Source organism: Microbacterium sp. CCH5-D1 (assembly GCF_001557335.1).
In the GTDB taxonomy this organism is placed as follows: domain Bacteria; phylum Actinomycetota; class Actinomycetes; order Actinomycetales; family Microbacteriaceae; genus Microbacterium; species Microbacterium oxydans.
Genome location: NZ_LSJW01000139.1, coordinates 19,627 through 38,403, shown reverse-complemented (window position 1 = coordinate 38,403; position 18,777 = coordinate 19,627). Strand labels below are relative to the sequence as shown.

General features: G+C 66.7%; 19 protein-coding genes. 5 read left to right on the top strand and 14 right to left on the bottom strand.

All coding sequences use genetic code 11. The features are described 5' to 3' along the window. The 12 genes from AX744_RS08680 to AX744_RS08630 form a co-directional block, all read right to left on the bottom strand. Window positions 1-1,017 (bottom strand): hypothetical protein (locus AX744_RS08680; RefSeq protein WP_231728766.1); only part of this gene is annotated, 1,017 nt, incomplete at its 3' end. Window positions 1,018-1,053: 36 nt separating this feature from the next. Further along, a complete protein-coding gene (locus AX744_RS08675; RefSeq protein WP_052001297.1) occupies window positions 1,054-1,323 on the bottom strand; it encodes a DUF6112 family protein in 270 nt (89 codons plus the stop codon). A gap of 115 nt (window positions 1,324-1,438) precedes the next feature. Further along, window positions 1,439-1,705: a DUF6112 family protein gene (locus AX744_RS08670; protein WP_036340989.1), complete on the bottom strand. Its 267-nt coding sequence runs from the start codon at window positions 1,703-1,705 to the stop codon at window positions 1,439-1,441. Between the two features lie 12 nt (window positions 1,706-1,717). Next, window positions 1,718-3,349, bottom strand: coding sequence for a M23 family metallopeptidase (locus AX744_RS08665; RefSeq protein ID WP_231728765.1), 1,632 nt, complete (start codon window positions 3,347-3,349; stop codon window positions 1,718-1,720). 16 nt (window positions 3,350-3,365) lie between these two features. Beyond that, on the bottom strand, window positions 3,366-4,091 hold the full coding sequence (locus AX744_RS08660; protein WP_036340984.1) for a hypothetical protein: 726 nt from the start codon (window positions 4,089-4,091) through the stop codon (window positions 3,366-3,368). Window positions 4,092-4,127: 36 nt separating this feature from the next. Next, window positions 4,128-5,108, bottom strand: a complete 981-nt coding sequence (locus AX744_RS08655; protein ID WP_058630943.1) for a ParB N-terminal domain-containing protein — start codon at window positions 5,106-5,108, stop codon at window positions 4,128-4,130. After that, window positions 5,105-5,953 carry a hypothetical protein gene (locus tag AX744_RS08650; protein WP_036340978.1) on the bottom strand — a complete coding sequence of 283 codons (849 nt, stop codon included), beginning with the start codon at window positions 5,951-5,953 and terminating at the stop codon, window positions 5,105-5,107. Before AX744_RS08650 ends, AX744_RS08655 begins: the two co-directional genes overlap by 4 nt. 92 nt (window positions 5,954-6,045) lie before the next feature. After that, window positions 6,046-6,507, bottom strand: a complete 462-nt coding sequence (locus tag AX744_RS08645) for a hypothetical protein (RefSeq protein ID WP_052001295.1) — start codon at window positions 6,505-6,507, stop codon at window positions 6,046-6,048. Further along, window positions 6,504-7,169 carry a DUF2637 domain-containing protein gene (locus AX744_RS08640; protein ID WP_052001293.1) on the bottom strand — a complete coding sequence of 222 codons (666 nt, stop codon included), beginning with the start codon at window positions 7,167-7,169 and terminating at the stop codon, window positions 6,504-6,506. The genes AX744_RS08645 and AX744_RS08640 overlap by 4 nt, the downstream gene beginning before the upstream one ends. Continuing rightward, on the bottom strand, window positions 7,169-8,134 hold the full coding sequence (locus tag AX744_RS08635; RefSeq protein WP_052001291.1) for a bifunctional DNA primase/polymerase: 966 nt from the start codon (window positions 8,132-8,134) through the stop codon (window positions 7,169-7,171). The genes AX744_RS08640 and AX744_RS08635 overlap by 1 nt, the downstream gene beginning before the upstream one ends. A 281-nt stretch (window positions 8,135-8,415) precedes the next feature. Then, entirely contained in the window at window positions 8,416-9,285 is an 870-nt protein-coding gene (locus AX744_RS19975) for a helix-turn-helix domain-containing protein (protein WP_080695013.1), read from the bottom strand. A gap of 254 nt (window positions 9,286-9,539) precedes the next feature. Beyond that, on the bottom strand, window positions 9,540-12,698 hold the full coding sequence (locus AX744_RS08630) for a bifunctional cytochrome P450/NADPH--P450 reductase (protein WP_061016343.1): 3,159 nt from the start codon (window positions 12,696-12,698) through the stop codon (window positions 9,540-9,542). Between the two features lie 211 nt (window positions 12,699-12,909). Between AX744_RS08630 and AX744_RS08625 the strand changes: the two genes are divergently transcribed. The 5 genes from AX744_RS08625 to AX744_RS08605 all read left to right on the top strand — a co-directional run bounded on the left by AX744_RS08625 (window position 12,910) and on the right by AX744_RS08605 (window position 17,252). Beyond that, window positions 12,910-13,551, top strand: a complete 642-nt coding sequence (locus AX744_RS08625) for a TetR/AcrR family transcriptional regulator (RefSeq protein WP_061016341.1) — start codon at window positions 12,910-12,912, stop codon at window positions 13,549-13,551. Between the two features lie 116 nt (window positions 13,552-13,667). Next, window positions 13,668-15,170 (top strand): MFS transporter, encoded by a 1,503-nt coding sequence (locus AX744_RS08620; RefSeq protein ID WP_036340970.1) that lies wholly within the window; start codon window positions 13,668-13,670, stop codon window positions 15,168-15,170. Between the two features lie 55 nt (window positions 15,171-15,225). Beyond that, on the top strand, window positions 15,226-15,798 hold the full coding sequence (locus tag AX744_RS08615; protein WP_036340967.1) for a TetR/AcrR family transcriptional regulator: 573 nt from the start codon (window positions 15,226-15,228) through the stop codon (window positions 15,796-15,798). A gap of 32 nt (window positions 15,799-15,830) precedes the next feature. After that, window positions 15,831-16,469 (top strand): GNAT family N-acetyltransferase, encoded by a 639-nt coding sequence (locus AX744_RS08610; RefSeq protein WP_036340964.1) that lies wholly within the window; start codon window positions 15,831-15,833, stop codon window positions 16,467-16,469. Window positions 16,470-16,619: 150 nt separating this feature from the next. Continuing rightward, window positions 16,620-17,252 carry a DUF1345 domain-containing protein gene (locus tag AX744_RS08605; protein ID WP_052001289.1) on the top strand — a complete coding sequence of 211 codons (633 nt, stop codon included), beginning with the start codon at window positions 16,620-16,622 and terminating at the stop codon, window positions 17,250-17,252. A gap of 3 nt (window positions 17,253-17,255) precedes the next feature. On the opposite strand, the gene AX744_RS08600 is transcribed toward AX744_RS08605, so the two are convergent. Together AX744_RS08600 and AX744_RS08595 are read right to left on the bottom strand one after the other, a co-directional pair. After that, the gene (locus AX744_RS08600; protein ID WP_036340961.1) at window positions 17,256-18,131 is read right to left on the bottom strand and encodes a M23 family metallopeptidase; all 876 of its coding nucleotides are present in this window, start codon (window positions 18,129-18,131) and stop codon (window positions 17,256-17,258) included. Further along, window positions 18,128-18,667 carry an ArsR/SmtB family transcription factor gene (locus AX744_RS08595; protein WP_052001286.1) on the bottom strand — a complete coding sequence of 180 codons (540 nt, stop codon included), beginning with the start codon at window positions 18,665-18,667 and terminating at the stop codon, window positions 18,128-18,130. Before AX744_RS08595 ends, AX744_RS08600 begins: the two co-directional genes overlap by 4 nt. Window positions 18,668-18,777: the final 110 nt, after the last annotated feature.

Genomic DNA, 18,777 nt, shown 5'->3' with positions numbered 1-18,777 from the left:
CGCCGGGCAAGCCACAAGGGGGCGAGCCGAAGAAGGTGCTCGACGAGGGCAGCAAGGGAGGCGGCGACAAGTCCAGCAGCGCAGGTAGCAACGGGGGCGGCGGGGCCGGTTGAGCGCGCTCTTGGCTTCCTGCTCGGTGCCCATCGAGTTGTAGAGGTCGAACCCGATGAACGACAGGAAGCGGTATGTCATGTACGGCGCGAACCCGGCCAGCGCCATCAGCACGACCCCGGCGAGGGGGTCGGCGATACTCGACAAATCGCCGTCGATCGGGGCCGACACCTGGGTCACTGCGACCAGCAGAATCACGACGAGTACGAGCTTGGAGAGGATGAGCGCGACGACGAACATCGCCCACTTGGAGATCCAGCCGCGCGTGGCATCCCAGGAGGCGCCGGAGAACGCGAACGGGGCCAAGACCACCGCGACCAGTAGGAGCGCCTTGCGGACTAGCAGGCTCAGCCAGACGATCGCAGCGGCTGCGATGGCCAAGGCCGCGAGGAAGATGGTCAAGATCGCACCGACACCGGGTGCCCCCACGTTCAGCGCGGTCAATCCGGCGACGAGGATCGCGATCTTGTCGCCCATCGTGGCTGTGGTTTCGCCAGCGGCTTGGATGATGCCGACCGAGAGTTGGTCAACAATCTCTAGCAGTAGGGCCGTGAGGGTGATCACCACGAAGGAGCCGAGGACGCTCTTGGCCAGCCCGAGGGCCGCTCGGGAGAGGGCGGCGGGTTCTCGGCGAATCATGCCCGTGATGAGCTGTAGACAGAAGAACAGCAGCATGACGAACACGGCGATTCCGAAGATCAGGTTGTAGACGCCTAAGTACTCGCCGCTGGTGACGTCGACCATCGTGGTCGTGTCGAAGACCGTCCAGACAGCCTCAAACATCCAGGCGGCTGCCGCGCCCATCGCACTGGCGAGCCAGTCGAATGGTGCCGAGATCAGCGTCGCTGCGGCTTCACCGGCGACGTCGCAGACGGTGGAGATGACGGGGATATCGCACACGCCCATCACGAGCCTCCTAGTGGTTCGGAGTAGATGGGCGGGTCAGACGGCTTGGCCGACGCCCCAGAAGAAGTTGATGAGCGTGACCGACGCGCCACAGACGACGGCGGCACCGCACGAGATCAAGACGCCGATCTTGCCGCGACCGGCCAGATGCGGGTTGGAAGAGTTGGACCCGTAGGCCCAGATGATCGCCGAGACAATCAACGCCAGGACCGACAGGATCAAGCCCACGGTCATGACTGCGCCGACGATGATGCGCAGCTGGTCGATACCCGGCAAGCCACTGGAGTTGGGGTCGATGTCGATCACGGCAGTTCTCCTTTGTGAGAGGACGGATGGTTCTGCCGTCAGGTGCTCTCCGCTGCCACGCACACGAAAGCGCCCGCCCCAGAGAGGGGCGGGCGCTCAGAAGAAGCCGGAGTCGTCAGAGTTGCTGGCCGATGCCAATCAGCCAGTTCATCCACGCGACACCGGCACCGGCAAGGACTGCGCCTCCGAGGGAGACCAGCACTCCGACGCGGCCCTTGGCGGCGGCGGCATAGTTGCCGGTGCTCGATGAGACCGCCCAGATGATCGCCGAGACGATCAGCATCAGCACCGCGATCACGAGCGCGAACATCAGCAGCGCCCCGACGACCTCCCGTAGATCGTCGATACCGGCCAGTCCATCGAAGTCGGGAAATACATCCATGACGCACCCCCGCTACTTCACCGTGACGTGCAGGTGGTCGTAGTGCCCACCCGTCACGTTGTCGGGGTCGTGCATCCCGCCGCCGTTGTAGGAACGCCAGCCCTCGGAGTCGCGCGAGAGCGACCAGATCTTGCCCTGCCAGATCAGGTACTCGACACCGAGAGCTTCGGCGTGGGTCTGCATCCACTCGGTGACCTGCCAGCCGTAGTCGAGTTGCTCGCTGGCCGGATACTGGCCGATCGCGTTGCCGAACGTCAGATCACACGCCCTGCCCAGGGGATGCTCTGACTGCGTGCCGGGCCGGGGCGAGTAGCAGCCCCAGCCCGTGTCGGGGAACTGGGCGAGAGTCTGCTCATACAGGTGCAGCATCCGGGCAGTGATCTGCCCGGTCGACGTCGGGTCATCGACCATCCGGCTCGGGTCGTCGCCGTCGAATGGAGCCGGGTCACCGGCGATACCGTTGGTGCCCGCGCAACCGTGGGGAGGCCCGACTGAGGCTTCGGGGAGGTCGGCGGCGTTGTGCTGGTTCAGCCATGCTGCCGGGTCGATCTGTTCGCCGTTGGTGCCGCCGGGTCGAACCTCGAAGTGCAGATGTGCTCCGGTGCTACGTCCACTCGACCCGACATCGCCGATGTGCTGGCCCGCGCGCACGTGATCTCCGACCGAGACGTGGATGCCGTGCTGCCACATATGCGCGTAGGCGGTGGCGACGGTCTGCCCGCTGATGGTGTGCTCGATGATGATGAGACCGCCGTAACCGCCTGAGAACTCAGCCACAGTCACTGTGCCGTCAGCGGCGGCCAGGATGGGGGTGCCGTCAGCTGCGCCGAGGTCGAGACCGGAGTGATAGGAGGTCTCGCCGGTGAATGGGTCGCTGCGATACCCGAACTCGCTGGTGACGACCCAGGTGCCCTCGGGCAGCGGGAACACCACGCGCGAAGACTCCGTGACTTGTCTAGTCGTCACCAGGTAGGGGCCAGTCGCGGTGGTCGGGCCGCCGGAGCCGGTGAGGGCACTGAGGATGGTGGCCGCGACCGGCTCGTAGTTGTTGTACCTGTCCGGGTGGGCTGAGACCTCGACAGCCTGTGCCGCCTCGCCCTTGCCCATCTGCTGCCAGCCAGGAATGTCGAGCAGGCCACGCGGACTCGGGTAGTTGGGGCCGTCCGGCCCGCCGTAGAACGCCCGCGCTTGATACGTGGAGTCCATGAGGTCGGCGACCGTTCCCCACCCCGACTGCGGGCGCATCTGGAACAGGCCGAGTGAGTCGTGGTCTGAGCCATTGCCATCGTTCGGGTAGTCGGCGCTCTCGGGGTAGGCGGAGGTGTTCGACAGCATCCGCAGGCTGGATTCGGTCAGTGCGGCCATGAGCGCGATCTGGATGCCGTCGCGCCCCACCCCGTCGATGCCGGAACCGATCTCGATGATGGTGGCCGCGTGCGTGAGTTGCTGCCGGTTGAGCGTGATGGTCTCGCCGTTCGCGGTGGTCGCGGTCAACGAGTCGGGGATGTTCCCTACGGTGATGCCGGAGCCGTCGATGGTGCACTCGGCGTTCGCGGAGGGGTTCATCAGCACGCCGATACCCAGCAGGCCCATGAATGGGCCGAGCAGGAGCAGAAGGGCGAGGGCGATGACTGCTTTCTTCATCGTCATGGCCTCCGTCTCAGCGCAGTGGCTGGTCGAGAATCGACAGGCGCAGCAGGTAGCAGGACGGCACGACACCCGCATCGGGCGTGCTGGTCTCGCTTTGGCTGCCGGTCGGCGGGTCGTCGGGCGGGCAGGCGAGGAAGATCGTGAACGCCACCGAGTGCTCGGAGGTCACGGGTTCGTCGTTCCAGATGCCCTCGCGGTGCCGGGTGCCCTCGATCGTGATGGCGGTCGCCCCGACCGGGAGTTGTCCGGGCCGGGCTTGTTCGACCGCTTGTGCCCACTGCTCGGGCACGTAGGCTTCGGTGATGGTCAGGTGCTGGCTCGTGCTGTACTGGCGCAGATCGACCCAGGCGTCACGCGACGGCAGGTAGGAGGCGATGTCAGAGGCCAGGCCCGCCTGCTCGTTCCCGGTCGGGTCGCCCACGTCCAGCAGCACGGCGGTGTAATCCAGCGGCAGGAACCCGCTGGTGGTATCCCAGGTGAACAGCACGTGCGCGGCCTCGCGCGCGAACTCGTCGGGGTCGGTCGACGGGGCGATGTAGGGCAGGCGCGGAGTCGGCCGGGTCGGGTCGGTGGGCGCAGGCGCTGCCGGTGCTTCGGGTCGGGTGCCGTCGTCGTTCGGGCCGGTCACCAGCCCGTAGACGCCGATCGCAGCCAGGACGAGGAACGCGACGCCGGCGCAGACAAAGGAGATCAGTCGGCGGCGGGTGCGGGCGGGATCATCGGGAGTCGTCTTCATGACCCCCAGGTGCGCCGTCCGCGCACCCGACGAGGGTCAGAGCGCCCGGAGGTGCCTGCGCGGATTGCTCAACGCCTGCCGCGCCGTGCGCAGGTCGTCGGCGAACGTGCTGGTGCCGTCAGCGGTCGCCAGGAACGAGGCGATCTGCTCATCGCTGAGTTCGTTCGCCAGCACCTCGGCGTCGTAGTGCGTCCACCAGTCGGCAAGCTCGCTCCAGGTGGCGACGAACGCGCGCACCGGCCACCGTGCAGGCTCGGCCGCGCCCGCGAAGGTGACCGGCGCAGGCTTGGTCTGTGCCGCCTGCGCGCGGGCGACGGCCTCTCGTGCGAGTGCCTCCAGGTCGGTGGTCTCGCTTGCGGTCTCGGTGACGGCGGCGCGGATGCGCTCGAAGCCGGGATGCACCGGGGCACCGGCGTCGATGCGTTCGAGTTCGGCAGCGGCGTCGCCGCGCACCGTGGCGGGCAGGTCGGGGTCGTCGGTGACTTGCCGCAGGTAGTCGATCTTGTCGAGCGTCTTGTACGACGCGCCGCCGGGAATCATCGCGGCGGCTTGCTCGCTGGCACGGCCCACAGGTTCGGACGGTGCGGGAAACTTTCCCGCACCGTCCTTTCCGGGCTGGTTCTCCGCGCTGAACCGTGTCGCGGCCTGCCTGCGCGCGGCATCCTCGGCCATGAGGGTCTTCAGCTCGCGGTAGAGCGCAGCCGCCTCGACCGGGGTGAGGTCTTTGTGGAGCATGTTGTCGTCTTGCTCGGCCAGCAGGTGACCGAGCCTGCCCGAGATGCCCGAGCGCACCCACACGCTCACCGTGCGCCAGCCGAGCATCTTGATTGCGGCCAGCCGCCTCGCACCGCACACCAGCACCCCGTCGATGGTGACCGTCAGCGGTTGCAGGAGGCCGTCGCGGGCGATGGACTCGGCCAACGCGGTCAGGTCACCCAAGTCAGTGCGGTGTCGGTTGCCGACGACGATGGACTCGACGGTGCGGTTGAGTTCGATGTGCCCGGTATGCCTGCTCATGACCGGCCCCCACGTTTTGGGGCCGCGAGCGAGATCATCAGCACGAGATCGTCGTCGCGCAGCAGCGCGCGCAGGCTCTCGCCGATCAGCAGCCTGAGCAAGATGCCGCGCCCGGCAGCGGTCGCGGCGTAGGCCGGGCTGGGGTGCCCGAGCAGTGCCTTCAGCAGCGCTGTCCACGCGGTGCTGTTCACGTCGAGCAGGGCGCGGGCGTGCTTGTCGCGGCGCAGCGCTTCATAGGCGCTCTGGCGGCTGCCCGCCCGGGCAAGCGCCTGGCAGATGTGCTCGACCCCGGCGCGGGCGACATGCGGGGGCCAGCCCAGCAGCGTGAACAGTGCGATGGCGTCTTCGACCGCCGAGTCTGTCGAGCAGCACGCCGTCGTGCTTGCCGGTTCGTCCGTGCCAGTCGGGTCTGGGTCGGTAACGTGGAACGCCGTGTGGTAGTCCGTGAGCGGGTTCTCTCGATCTGACAGCCGCTCGGCGTCGTGGAACGCGGAGATGTGCGGACGCCGGGCTTGATGCACCGAACAGAGCAGGCCCTGCCCGCGTTCCTCGGCGATGCAGGTGATGCGAACCGCGTGGGTCACCACGCCCCACGGATCGTTCGCGGTGCGGGCGGCCTTGGTGCGCATCACATCGAACGCGGCACTGGCTGCCTCCCACGGGTCGAGGCCGTGCTTGCGGGCCAGCGCCCCGTACTTGTCGGCGGCGTAGGCCATCAGGTCGGCGGCCACCGGATCGCACTGCCAAGCGCCAGGGCCGCCCTCGTGCAGTCGGTTCAGCAGGGCACGCAAGCCCTCGCTGCGAGTGAAATCCTCCGGTACGTGCTCGGTTGTGCGAGTTGTCATGGTAGGCACCTCCTGCCAGCCAGGTGCGCTCCCATGCCCAACAGGTCGGGGGCGGTCGGGCGTTCGCTGTCGAATCATCGCTACTCACCACTTCACGACTTCCCGACCGCGGCCCTCGTCGGCGCGTGGTGCCGGGCACCGTGCCCGAACGCCGTCAGCGGCGACAGCCGCCTGGCCCGGTCGCTGAGGTTCCGCAGCCCGGCCACGAGTGGTTCGCGGGCCTTGCGTGACATCTCGACTTCCATGTCGATGCCCCGCCCGGCCAGCGACGCCGTGTTACGGGCGATGAGATCGGTGGGCCGCACCCACTCGATACCGCGCGCCCGGTGTTCCTCGAGTTTCTGCTCGACCTCTGCCGCCTCAGCTGCACCGGTCATCTCGTCAGTCGCGGGGGTCTCGACCGTGGTGTCCTTGCGCTTGGTCACGTCGGCAGCGGCGACCGCCTCGGGCACCTGCCGAACCTCGCTGCGGTCTTCCGGCATCTCCGGTTCAGGCACATCCTCGACGTGCCAGTCGTCGTAGGCATGCGCCTGCTCGCGCGGGTCGATGTTCATGGTGTTGTCTCCATCTCTGTTGTGGTTTCCGGCTCCTTGACCGGCGGGGTAAACCAGCGGCCCACCGTCGAGGCATGGACGCCGAGCTCGTCGGCGATGGCCTTGTTCGACCAGCCGGCCTCCCGCAGCCGAGTGGCACGCTCACGCCGCCCCAGCACCAGCTCGGCCTCCGGGTCTGCTTCGGACTCGATCGCGGCCATGGGTTCGGTCGCGGCGGATAGCTCGGGCGGTGCCTGCGCCGTGCTCGGTGGCGCGGTGGTCGAGCGTGTGAGGACGACGGTGAGGTGCGTGCTGGCGAGCAGTACCAGCGGCGGCACGGCCGCGACCGTTGCGGCGAGCATGGCGGGCACGCTGGCGTCGGCGGCGACGATCGCGTGCAGCGCGTTTGCAGCAACCGACACGAGTGCTCCGCAGATCAGCAACGCCCACGGATACCAGGCACCCCGGCGACCATCGAGTGCGACAACCGCGATGGTGGAGACTACGATCAGGCCGTCCACGAGCAAGGGCCAGATCCACGCCTGCCCCGGCGCGATACCCGACCGGGCCGCGAGATCGGCCAGCGCCATGAACGAGAGCCAGAACGCGCCGATACCGATCAGCACGGTGCCGGTCGCGGCGGTCACCACCGCCCAACCCCATGCCGGTTGCCGCACGCTCATCACAGCCTCCGACCACTCACCGAGACAGGCGGCTCGGTGTGGGCGAACCCGGAACCCGTCTGACGTACCGGGGCGCGACGGCGCGGCCCGTAGGTGCTGACGTGGCGATACGCCGAGCCGACTGTCCGGGTGATCTCGTGCTCTCCCAGCCCGGACTGGCCCGCTGCTGGGCCGAGCGCGTTGAGCGCGTCGCGGGGTGAGTGTCCGTGCTCAGCCATGCGGCACGCGGCCTTGAACAACCCGAGGTTGCGTTCGCCCTCGGGTTTGCGAGCTACCTGCGAGGCGAGCCGGGCAACGTCCAGCGGCCAGCCGCCCGGCGGTTCCGGCGCGGGCGCGTATTTCGGGCGCGGGTCGAGGAAGTCACGCAACTGCTGCGCGTCTAGTAGCGCGACAGGGCGCGTCGCCATGCTCTCGACCCGATACGGCACCCGGCGACCGTCGATGGGGCGCTGCGAGGGCGGCACGATGATGTAGCCGCCGTCGCCCCGAAAGTCGATACCCGCCCGGCCCGCCTGCCACGATCGCTGCTCACGTTCGGCGTCCGTTGGGTAGTACAGATGCCTGCCGCCGGTCGGCGTGGTAACGACCGCCAACGGCTCCGGCAGCAGCCCGGCGCGTGTAGCGCGTCTGAATGCGGGATACCCGTTGACCTTGTGTACATCGACGTCGACGACGACGACACCCGAGGCTGCGCCAGTCGGGATGGCGAGATTCGCATGAGGCCGATGCCGCCACCACGCCTCCACCTGTCTCACATCGTTGGTTGCCTCGTGGAAACCTCGATCGGGAATCGGGCGCTTCCCGCCGGGCGCGCACGGGAACACCGGCACGCCGTGTCGGGCTAGCTCGTGCGCGACCAGCGGTAGCGGCACGTCCCCGCCGAGCCGGGAGAAGACCGCAGCGACCGATGAGGCCCGCCGCTCGATCAGATCGTGCGCCCCGCGAGCGTCGCCTACCTTCACCATCGCCAGACCTCCCTCCCATCCGGAGACCACCCCTCGCTGGGTGGCCCTACGACCGTGAGGTGCGTCGGGAGGATCAGGAAGACGAGACGGACAAGGAATCGAGACTGTGACCGTCAGGCATCTTGAAGAACCCGACGTGTCTATTCCGGACTACCTACGTCGAGGCAGACTGTCCAGCAGTTGTCACGACTGCGGTACACATCGCGCATGACGGGGCACGAATGACGCATCACGCCACGCTGCGCGGAGGTGCGTCGGCTGGAGCTGCCCGCAGGACGTCCCTAGGTCGCGGCCGGGTGAGGTGTCTCCCGAAACTCGGATGGGGATACGCCGAATCGACGTCGGAATCGAGCGGAGGCGATGCGAGAATCCACCCACCCCACTTGCCGGGCGGCCGCGCTTATAGGCACATCTGTTTCTTCGATTAAGCGTGTGAACTCCGTTAATCGAATCTCAGCAAGAAACCGCATCGGAGGCGCGCCGGCGTGTGCCGTAAAGAGACGCGTGAGATGGGTGCGCGACACAGCGACCTCGTTTGCCAGAGAGTTCACAGTCCAAGGTTCCGCCAGTCGAGCGCGCAGAAGGTCAATCGCTTTGGTGACATGGCCAGCTGAGGGTGGCCGGGTCAGCCGTCCAGCGATCGGCCGCCACAACGGGCGAATGGGTTGCGGTGACATGCTAGCGTCCAGGAAGACAGGAAGAACACCGGAAACCCAGCGAGCGAACAGCTCAATGGTGTGGATCGCAGCTACTTCTGGCGCATGGGTACCATCATTCAGGATGCTCATCTGACGCCACAGCGGCTCGACCTTGCGTAGGGCGGCAGTCCCCGGAGTCAACACTATTGCCGTACCATCCCATTCGCAGGGGTGCAGCCCACTGTGAACACGTTCGCGATGAGGAAGAAACCAAGACATCTGCATGCGAAGAAACTGCTCATCTGCATAGATCGACCAGATGCGCACCCGGCCTTGTGGCTTGATCCGGCACCATCTGTCTGCCCCTAGGGCGATCGACATCCCGGCCCTCAGCATATAGTCGCCGTTGGCAGTCTCGATCCGAGTACTGCCTTCCATCACATTCATGATCTGCGCATGGCGAAAGAGCGCTCGACTCGACGCGAGCGTCCGGACAAGTTCGAGAGCCGTCATCCCTCCGGGAACATCTCGGTTCTCTGCTAGCGAGTGCGACCAATCCGCGCCGTTGTCGAGTTCGAGATGGAGTCTCCTCACAGCCTCGCGCGCGCCTATGGCTTACCTCCACGATCAGGAGCAACACGCGAATCGGCGTGAGGTCCGCGTGCACCACTTCCGAAGCGTGCGACGTGACGAGAACTCAGCTCCGAGAGTCTGAGTTCTCGAAAGGAACTGTCAGTCGTCTGAGCCCGCAGTCTCATGTGAGTGGCTCAGAAGAGGTCAGTGGCGTATCGCCCGGTCTGGCTGAGTTCGGTGAGCCAGTTGGGTCCGTGGACGTCCTGGCCGATCCGGGTCAGGGTCTCCTCGACCGCTGGCCCCATGCCGGTGACGTCACCGCACACATACACGTGCGCGCCCTGCTCGATGAGGTCGAGGATGCTGTCTCGTTCGGCCCAGAGCCGGTGCTGGACGTAGCGGACCTCGCCGTCGGGCTTGCGTGAGTATGCCCGGTGCACGCGCAGCGTCCCGGCAGCCTCGTAGGTGGCGAACTCTTCGGCGTAGAGGTCGTCCCAGTCGGGGTGCTGGCAGCCGAAGAACAGCACCGTCTCACCCGCCGGTTCGCCGCCGGTGGCGCGAGCATGACGAGCGTTGATGAAGCCGCGGAACGGGGCGATGCCGGAGCCAGCGGCGATCATGATCGCCGGGATCGAGTTCTGGGCTGGGGGCCGGAAGTGCTCGGTCGGCGAAGCGAGGGTGACGGTGAGCCGGTCGCCGGGCTGGACGCGCTGAAGGTAGCTGGAGGCCGCGCCTCGGTAGGTGCCCGTCCCCGAGAGTGCGGGGCCCTCGATGACTGAGACGGTCAGTGCTACTTCGGTCTGGGTTTCGGCGGCGGAGCTGATCGAGTACTGCCGTGCCCTGGGGGCGGGGAGTCGTTCGATCACCCAGGCCAGGTCGACCTCGCAGGAGGCGAACATCTCCAGCAGGTCCAGCAGTGAGAACCGGCGCTGCCTGATGGTGTCCGCCTGTTCAGGGGAGGCCAGCTTTTCGAGTTCTGCGCGCTCGGGAGGGCAGCGTGTCGTCTCGGCGAGCGAGGCGAGTACCCCCTGCGTGGCTGGGGCGGTCAGGTCGACGTGGCGGGTCAGCAGGTCATCGACCCGCACCGGCACTCCGACGGGGATGCGTCCGCTGGGGGCGTCGGAGTCGATGGTCACCAACTCGTCGCCTGGCAGTGCCAGGCGGGTGAGCATGCGGGTGACGAGTTCGGGGTGGTTCTGCGGCAGCACCGAGAGGTAGTCGCCGGTGCGATACGTCATGCCCTCGGGCAGGCGGAGTTCGAGGTGCCGCTTGGAGCGGGGCGAGTCGCCGCGGACTAGCTCGCGGTTCTCCAGCACGATCGCGGTGGCCTCCTCACGATGGGCGGCGGGCTGGCTGGTGGAGGCGATCCGGTAGCGGGGGCCTGTCGGGGCGGTGTCCTCGATCTGGTAGTGCTCGGACAGTTCGGGCCACAACGGCTGGTACCAGCGTTCCCAGTCGCCGAAGAAGTCGGTGCGGGCATCGGTGGCACCGCGTTCACGAATCCTCGTGGCCCCGGCAGCAGTCATGGCGTCGTCGATGAGGGTGGGGACGCGCTGGTAGGTGGCGGCCCAGTCCAGGCTCCCGCAGCCCAGCACCAGGTATTCAACACCGCTCAGGTCCGGGCCGGTGGTGGTGAGCCAGTCGACGAAGCGCTTCGCATTGTCGGGTGGGGTGCCGTTGTAGGAGGAGGTCACGATGACGACCGGCCCGGCCGTGGGCAGGTCCGCGGTGGCCTCATCGAGGGAGGCCACTCGGGTGTGCCAGCCACGGGCGGCCCCATCGCCGGCGATGGTGCGGGCCAAGCCCTCACTGCTGCCCCCGTTGGAGCCGTAAAGCACCAGCATCGGCGTGCCGTGCGCATCCGCCGGTGGTGTCGCGGCGGCGGACGCCTTCCGAGCAGGAGCAGGAGCAGGGGCGGACGCGGGTGCTGTGGCGTCGGTGCGGAGCTGGGTGTGGCTGAGGCGGTTGGCGGCGTGGATGGTGAGGTTCTTGGGCTTGATCGTCAGCGACTCGGCGATCTTCAGCTCATACCCGGGGTCGGTCAGGGCGATGTCGAAGCGCTGGAGCATCATCGCCAGCACCAAGGTGGCCTCCTGCAACGCGAAGGGACGACCGATGCAGGCCCGTGCGCCGTGGCCGAACGGCATCCACGCATACTCGGGGATCTCATCCATCCGTTCCGGGGAGAACCGGTCCGGGTCGAACCGCGTCGGCTCGGGCCACACGGCCGGATCGGTGTGCAGGGTCGGGAGCATCACCATCACGCTCTCTCCGGCGGCGATGTCGTATCCGCCCAGCGTGGTGTCCTCACTCGGGGACAGCGCGAACGCCGGAGCGGTGGGATGCAGCCGCAGGGTCTCACGCAGAACCTGCCCGATGTAGCCCAACTTGGCCAGGTCAGCGAACTCCGGGGTCCGATCACCCAAGACCTCATCAACCACCTCGCGGGCCTTCGCGAGCACATCGGGGTGGGTCAGCAGCTTGTGGGTCGCGAAGGACAACAGCCCGGAGGTGGTCTCATGCCCGGCGATGAGGAAGGTCGCGAGCTGATACTGGACGTTCTCCTCCGACAGCTTCTCCCCGGTGAGCGGGTCCGCAGCCGACAGCATCCGCTCCAGCAGGTCATCAGGCCGCTGATCGACAGGCCTACCGGCGCGGGCCGTGACGATGTCCTGGGTGATCTGCCGCATGGTGGCGATGTCCTCGCGGTAGCGGCGGTTGGTGCCGACCATGAACGGCTGCACCCCCGGTAGGCGCTCGCTGCGCAGCCCCGCCTCGGTCAGCGCGCCCACCATCGCACCGACGAAAGGGTGATGGTTCTCGGAGTAGAACGAGTTGAACCGCACATCGAACGCACACAGCGCGATCGTGTCCAGCGTCAGCCGGGTCATGTCCTCGGCGACGTCGATCTCCACGTCTGGCCCGAAGCGCTCCCAGCGGACCATCATCTGCTCGGCGATGTCGAGCATCTGGCCAAAGTAGTCCTTCATCGCCATCGTCCCGAACGCCGGCATCAACAACCGGTGCGCCTTCCCCCAGTTCGGCTCCTCGTTGTACGCGGTGAACAGCCCGTCACCACCGAAGTCGCGCACCTGATCGATCGCGTAATGGACTTTCTTCGACCACAACGGACTGGAGCACATCTCCGCCACCAGCGCGTGTTCCGAGGCGAAGATCTGCCGCGTGCCCGGCACATCAAGGGCGAACATGCCGCCGTACTTGGCGTGATAGTCCTCAGCGAACTCGATTGAGGTCTCCTGCGAAGCGCCCAGCACCTCGAACAGGTTCCCCACCACCGGCAGGGCGGCAGGGCCGGGGATACGAGGGGTGCCGGTGGCGTTGGGAGGAGTCATCGAAAGGGCCTTCCTGTTCACGATCTATCGGGTCGAACCGTCCATCGCCCCTGGTGGCTGGCTGTGAGCGGGCGCACCCGGTCAGAGGTCGGAGTGCGGCCTGAAGCCCGGCCATGAGTTCGGGCACCGCGTGACGTCTCCCAACACACTAACTTGGCCACTCGCCTAGGTCAACTCGCCACGTCGTGTGCCCAAGGCGTATGATGGGGCTATGGACGATCGAGGAGAGGCGCGTACGCCGCGCAAACAGATCAGCGCTGGCGAGCGTCGAGAGCAGTTGGTGGCCGCCGCGCTGCGGGTGATGAGGCGCGACGGGATCGCTGCGGCGAGCACCCGTGCGATCTGCGCTGAGGCGGGGATGCCGCACGGGGCGTTTCACTACTGCTTCCACTCCAAGAAGGAGCTGTACGCAGCCCTGCTGGCCAGTGACATCGAGATCGACCTGGGGGCCGCCTGGCCGCATATTTCACCCGATGCAAGCCCGTTTGAGAACATCCGCACCTTGCTGCTGGCGTTCTGGTCACAGATCGAGACCGACCCCGACGCGCAGTTGGTCCTGTTCGACCTGGGCAGCTTCGCGCTGCGCGACCCCGAACTCCAGGAGCTGCCACAGCACGAGCACGCCGCCTCCCTGGAGAAAGCCACCGGCTACACCACCCGCCTGGCGGACGAGGCGCGTCTGGACTTCGCCCAGGACGAGCGAGTGCTCGCCGAACTCGTCCTCGACACACTTAACGGAGTCGCCTGGTCCTGGCTGGCCCACCGAGACAACGACCTCGCCCGCCAGAGCCTGGAACGGTTCGCGAGCCTGGCGGCATCGTTCGCACGCACCAGCAGCGAACACACCAGCTAGCGCCACGCGGCACCTCGCCGCACATCACACCAGCAGTCCTGTACGGGCTGCGCACTACCACCAGAACTGTACCGGCACGACGGTTTAGTTTGAGGAAGATACTGAGGAGACTGAACATGAATGAACTGATGACGCCAGCCAGGCGATGGGCCTCGCTGGCTGTGCTGGTGGGAGCGGTGCTGCTGCTGGCCATTGACGCCACGGTGCTGTATCTGGCGGTGCCGTCGCTGACCGCCGACCTGTCCCCGACGGCCTCGCAGGTGCTGTGGATCGGGGACATCTACTCCCTGGCCCTGGCGGGGCTGCTGGTCACGATGGGGAACCTGGCCGACCGGATTGGGCGCAAGAAGCTGCTGCTGATCGGAGCCGCAGCGTTCGGACTCGCCTCCATCCTGGCCGCCTTCGCGCCGACCGCGGAAGTCCTCATCGCCGCACGCCTGCTGCTGGGTGTGGCCGGAGCGACGATCATGCCCTCGACGCTGTCGCTGATCCGCAACATCTTCACCGATCCGATTGAGCGCACCCGTGCGATCGCGATCTGGTCGGCAGCGGCCGCCAGCGGCATCGCACTTGGCCCTCTGGTAGGCGGGGCACTGCTGGAGAACTTCTGGTGGGGCTCGGTGTTCCTGATCAACCTGCCCGTCATGGCACTGGTCATCGGCCTGGGCGCGTGGTTGCTGCCGGAGTCCCGCAACCCCAACCCCGGCCGGTTCGACCTGATCTCCAGCGGCCTGTCGATGCTGGCGATCATCCCGTTCGTGTACACGATCAAGCAGGTCACCGGCGGCAAGTTCGACCTCCTCACCGCAGCGGCGATCATCGCGAGCGTGGTCGGCGGCATCCTGTTCGTGCGCCGTCAGCGCAAGACCGCCTCTCCGATGATCGACGTGGACCTGTTCCGCGTGCCTGCCTTCAGCGGCGCGGTGCTGGTCAACTTCATCTCGGTGTTCGCCCTCAGCGGTGTGCTGTTCTTCTTCTCCCAGTACCTCCAGCTCGCCCGCGGCCTCAGCCCGCTCCAGGCCGGACTCGCGCAGCTACCCGCCGCCCTCTCGGCGATGGCCGCTGTGGCAGTGGTCGGGTTCCTCCTCACCCGTCTCGGTCGCGGCCGGGCGATCGGGGTGGCTCTGATCACCGGCGCGGTCGGGCTTGGGCTGCTGGCCGCATTGGAGAGCAGCGAGCAGTTGGCCTGGGTGCTGCTGGCCGTGGTCCCACTCGGGCTGGGCATCGGTGTCGCCGAGACCCTGTCGGTGGATGCGGTGGTCTCCGCCGTCAAGCCAGCCAAGGCCGGAGCCGCGGCCTCGGTCGCCGAGACCGCCTACGAGCTCGGCGTGGCCCTGGGCATCGCGATCCTCGGCTCGCTGATGAGCGTGTTCTACCGCGGAGGCCTCGACCTGCCGACAGGTGTTCCCGGCGAGGTAGCGGCCCGGGTCGAGGACTCACTCGCCTCGGCGACCGCGGTCCTCGAGCCCGGAAGCCCGGTCCTGGAAGCCGCGCAGCACGCGTTCGTCTCGGCAATGCAGTCCACCACCCTGATCGCCGGGGGAGTGATGGTCCTCGCCGCGATCGTGGCCTTCACCCTCATCCCGAACAACAAGGACGCCGTCACCGCCGACCACTGAAAACCTGACCACAACTGAAATCCTTGAACCGAACCCACGAGAAAGGAGACGCATCATGGCACGGACCGCCGGACGCAGCGCAGACGAGACCAGACAACTCATCCTGACCTCGGCCGCACGCCTGATCGGCCGGCACGGCACCACGGTGCCCGTGACCGACATCGCCGAGGCCGCCGGGGTCTCCAAAGGCGGCCTGCTCTACCACTTCCCGAACAAGGAAACACTGCTGAACGGGGTGGCCACCAACCTGATGACCCAGTTCCGCAGCCACGTCGAGCAGGCCGCGACCGCCGAGCCCGAAGGGGTCCCGGGCAGACTCACCCGCGCCTACATCCGCGTCAGCTTCGCTCACGCCGGGGACCCCAGCGGGCTACGCGACTACATCGCCCTAGCCGCTCACCTGATGTTCGAGCCCGCCCTAGAAGAACTCGCCCAAGCAGACGCCGCGCAGTGGCGCAGCGCGCTCTTCGAAGACGGCCTCGACCCCGCGATCGCTCGCATGGTCATCGCCGCCACCGACGGGTCCAACAGCGCCCCGCTGTGGGGAGCCGTCCTGACCGAGCCCGACCGCACCGCCCTCGAAGCCGACCTGATCGCCCTCACGCAACGTGACGACTCATCCGGCTGACCCACACCATTCACGGAAAGGAAAACCACGCCATGACCAACATCGTCTACCGCCCCTACCAGCCGCAAGACGCCGAGGACATCAAGAAGATCATCAACGAAGCCTTCTACATCCACCGCTACGTCACCGGCCGCCTGGTCCTTGACAGTGCGCTGGAGATCTACCTGCGCGAGCGCCTCCTGGCCAGCACCTGGACCCGCGTCGCGGTCCAGGACGAACGTGTCGTCGGCATCATCATGGGCCAAGTCGACGGGCAGCCACGCCTCGGCGGCCGATTCACCAACCGACTCCTGACCCTGGCGCACACGCTCCGCGCCGGCATCCTCGGCCTGCCCCAGTGGAAGTCGATGCGCCAATACTTCGCCTTCGACCGCGTATACGGTGAGCTGCGCAAGAAAACCCCGAGCCCGCTGACCGACGAACTGACGCTCTTCGCCGTGGACTCCAGCACCCGCGGACTCGGCATCGGCAAGACCCTCTACCGCGACTACCTCGACCACCTCCGCAGCCTCGGACGCAGCGACTTCTACCTCTACACCGACTCCCTGTGCACCTTCCAGTTCTACGAGAAGCAGGGCATGACCCGCACCGCCTCCGAAGACATGAACCTCGTCCTCGACGGCAAACCTGAAGCCCTAGGCGTCTACCTGTACTCGGGCACCGCCACCTAAGACCACGACACGAGCACCGGGCTCCAGGACTTCAAGCCCGGAACCCTCGATGGGACAATGGGTCGCATCGGCCCGTTCCCGCCTACGGCACGCGATCGTCGCCGAACACCGGCAGACCGACCACGCCACCCGACACGAAAGCAGGAGCCGATGGCACGTACACGTTCCCGCGGAGGGTTCTGGGTCGGCGCGGTCGCAGAAATCTGCATCATCGTCGCCAGCCTCGTTTACGTGGTCTCCAGCGAACTCTGGGCGCTGATCGCTTGGGAAGCACTCGCGACCGGTTACCTCGCTATCGGGTTCACCCTCGCCTGGAGCGGCAAACGCCCCTCCCGAGTCTCCCGCGGCGACGTCCGCGCCGTCGCACGATGGTCGTGGGTTCTTCCCCTCATCTCCAGTTTCGCCGGCGTCAACTCCGCCGTGCTCGCCCTGATCGCCCGCGGCGACGGCATCCACAACGACGCCCTGCTCGGCGTCGCCGCATCCATCGGTGTCGTCCTGTCCTGGACACTCCTGCACACCGGCTTCGCGCAGATGTATGAAGCCACCGACATCGCCTCAGACCAAGACGCCATCACCTTCCCCGGCAACGACCGCCCCGTCTTCCTCAACTACCTCTACTTCTCCTTCACCATCGGAACATCCTTCGCCACCTCAGACGCCACACTCAAAACCCTCCCCGCTCGACGACTCGTCCTCATCCACGGCGTGGTCTCCTTCTTCTACAACGCCCTTGTCGTCGCCGTCGCATTCCAAGTCCTCCAACACGCCGTGGCTTCCTAACACCTAACGTGGCAATGCTTCGTGGCGCTCTCCTGTCGCTGTCATATGCTGCTCGTTCGCTGGGAGCGCGTCAACGGCCTCGGGATGGTTGTCGAGCGTGATGCCGGAGAAGCTCATCGGGAGGCCCTGTGCGGTCCAAAGTGAGGCGCGGTCCATGAGTTGCGCATGCACATGCGGCTCGCTGGTGTTGCCAGAGTTCCCGCAGCCTCCGATGACCGTGCCAGCAGTCACCCGGTCACCGACCTTCACGGTCAGCGATCCCTGCTGCAGATGTGCGACAGTCGCGTATGCGCCATCGCCACTGCGGATGGTGACGTGATTTCCGATGACGAACCCTGGCCCGCCGATTTCGCGGATCATGCCCTCGATCATCATGTAGACGATGCCCCAACCGTTGGAGCGGGCCCGGTGATCCCTGCGCCATCCTGAAGCGCGTACGACCTCCCCGTCGACCATCGCGAATACGGGCTCACCGAACGCAGGATACGCACTCGGTAGCCGCATCATCGCGCCACCGAACTCCGGGCGCGGTTCAGCCACCGGGTCGGCGACAATATCGATGGCATAAGCCTGCCCATAGGCCCTCACACCGTGGCTAGGAACCTTCGAGGCTGGACTATTCATCCCCAACCACCGGCCTCGCACTGGTGGCTCGACCACCCGGACCGGAGAGTCCGGGAGTAGTCGCGGTGCCAGGAACACCAGCATCAGACAGAGACCGGCAAGTGCGAGAGCGGCGAACACAGCAGCGAGCCACACCTCACGAACACCTCCGGCACTCATGAAGCGCCCCAAGACTGCGTTGCCGATGAGGACCACTGCCGCGAGGTAGTAGAGCGGGATTCGCACGCGGTACAGCGCCAGCACTGCTCGTTTCATCGCCCCGCCCCCACCAGGCAGGCCAGCAGCGGCACGATCCGCGCCGCGGGCACCTCGTAATTCCCGCGACCGCTCTGCTTGACCCAGCCCGCTGCGACAAGCTGCCGGAGATGGTGGTGCAGCTGTCCGGTCGTGCCGAGAGACGCAACCTCGGCAAGATCAGCCGTCGCGTGCGTGCCCGAGAGGATATGGCGCAGCAGTTCCAGTCGCACAGGATGCCCGAGCGCAGAGAATGCCGCGGCTTGATCGGACCACTCCGTCTCCCAAATACCCGCGGTGCCCGCGGCCTGCTGCCACGCTACCGGCGTACCATCCGGCAGTTTGAGCGAACCCACCAGCATGACCGCCCCCTCGACTGTCGAGGGGTGATCGTTCAGCTGGGACTGTAAGCCCGTCAAAGCCCAGAACTGCTCCTCATCCAGGATTGGTGAAGAATCACGCGCCCGATCGGGGCTTTCGGCCATCGCTTCCAACCGTGCCATGCGCTCGGACAGCGCCTCCAGCTCCGCTCTCAAATCCTCACCAGGCTTGATCATAAGCACGATAGTACGCTATATCGTTCTTCCGTACTAACTCTGGAACTCCTCTCTCACTTGCCGCATCCCTTCGACGAAGCGAGTCAGTGCCACCGCTCGCCGTCGTTGTC

Excerpts from the sequence above, each read along its gene's own strand:
- AX744_RS08655 (WP_058630943.1), bottom strand. The coding sequence starts at position 5,108 with ATGAGCAGGCATACCGGGCACATCGAACTCAACCGCACCGTCGAGTCC.
- AX744_RS08605 (WP_052001289.1), top strand. The coding sequence starts at position 16,620 with ATGGCACGTACACGTTCCCGCGGAGGGTTCTGGGTCGGCGCGGTCGCA.
- AX744_RS08625 (WP_061016341.1), top strand. The coding sequence starts at position 12,910 with ATGGACGATCGAGGAGAGGCGCGTACGCCGCGCAAACAGATCAGCGCT.
- AX744_RS19975 (WP_080695013.1), bottom strand. The coding sequence starts at position 9,285 with ATGACGGCTCTCGAACTTGTCCGGACGCTCGCGTCGAGTCGAGCGCTC.
- AX744_RS08665 (WP_231728765.1), bottom strand. The coding sequence starts at position 3,349 with ATGAAGAAAGCAGTCATCGCCCTCGCCCTTCTGCTCCTGCTCGGCCCA.
- AX744_RS08670 (WP_036340989.1), bottom strand. The coding sequence starts at position 1,705 with ATGGATGTATTTCCCGACTTCGATGGACTGGCCGGTATCGACGATCTA.
- AX744_RS08595 (WP_052001286.1), bottom strand. The coding sequence starts at position 18,667 with ATGATCAAGCCTGGTGAGGATTTGAGAGCGGAGCTGGAGGCGCTGTCC.
- AX744_RS08640 (WP_052001293.1), bottom strand. The coding sequence starts at position 7,169 with ATGAGCGTGCGGCAACCGGCATGGGGTTGGGCGGTGGTGACCGCCGCG.
- AX744_RS08620 (WP_036340970.1), top strand. The coding sequence starts at position 13,668 with ATGAATGAACTGATGACGCCAGCCAGGCGATGGGCCTCGCTGGCTGTG.
- AX744_RS08660 (WP_036340984.1), bottom strand. The coding sequence starts at position 4,091 with ATGAAGACGACTCCCGATGATCCCGCCCGCACCCGCCGCCGACTGATC.
- AX744_RS08645 (WP_052001295.1), bottom strand. The coding sequence starts at position 6,507 with ATGAACATCGACCCGCGCGAGCAGGCGCATGCCTACGACGACTGGCAC.
- AX744_RS08630 (WP_061016343.1), bottom strand. The coding sequence starts at position 12,698 with ATGACTCCTCCCAACGCCACCGGCACCCCTCGTATCCCCGGCCCTGCC.
- AX744_RS08650 (WP_036340978.1), bottom strand. The coding sequence starts at position 5,953 with ATGACAACTCGCACAACCGAGCACGTACCGGAGGATTTCACTCGCAGC.
- AX744_RS08615 (WP_036340967.1), top strand. The coding sequence starts at position 15,226 with ATGGCACGGACCGCCGGACGCAGCGCAGACGAGACCAGACAACTCATC.
- AX744_RS08635 (WP_052001291.1), bottom strand. The coding sequence starts at position 8,134 with ATGGTGAAGGTAGGCGACGCTCGCGGGGCGCACGATCTGATCGAGCGG.
- AX744_RS08600 (WP_036340961.1), bottom strand. The coding sequence starts at position 18,131 with ATGAAACGAGCAGTGCTGGCGCTGTACCGCGTGCGAATCCCGCTCTAC.
- AX744_RS08610 (WP_036340964.1), top strand. The coding sequence starts at position 15,831 with ATGACCAACATCGTCTACCGCCCCTACCAGCCGCAAGACGCCGAGGAC.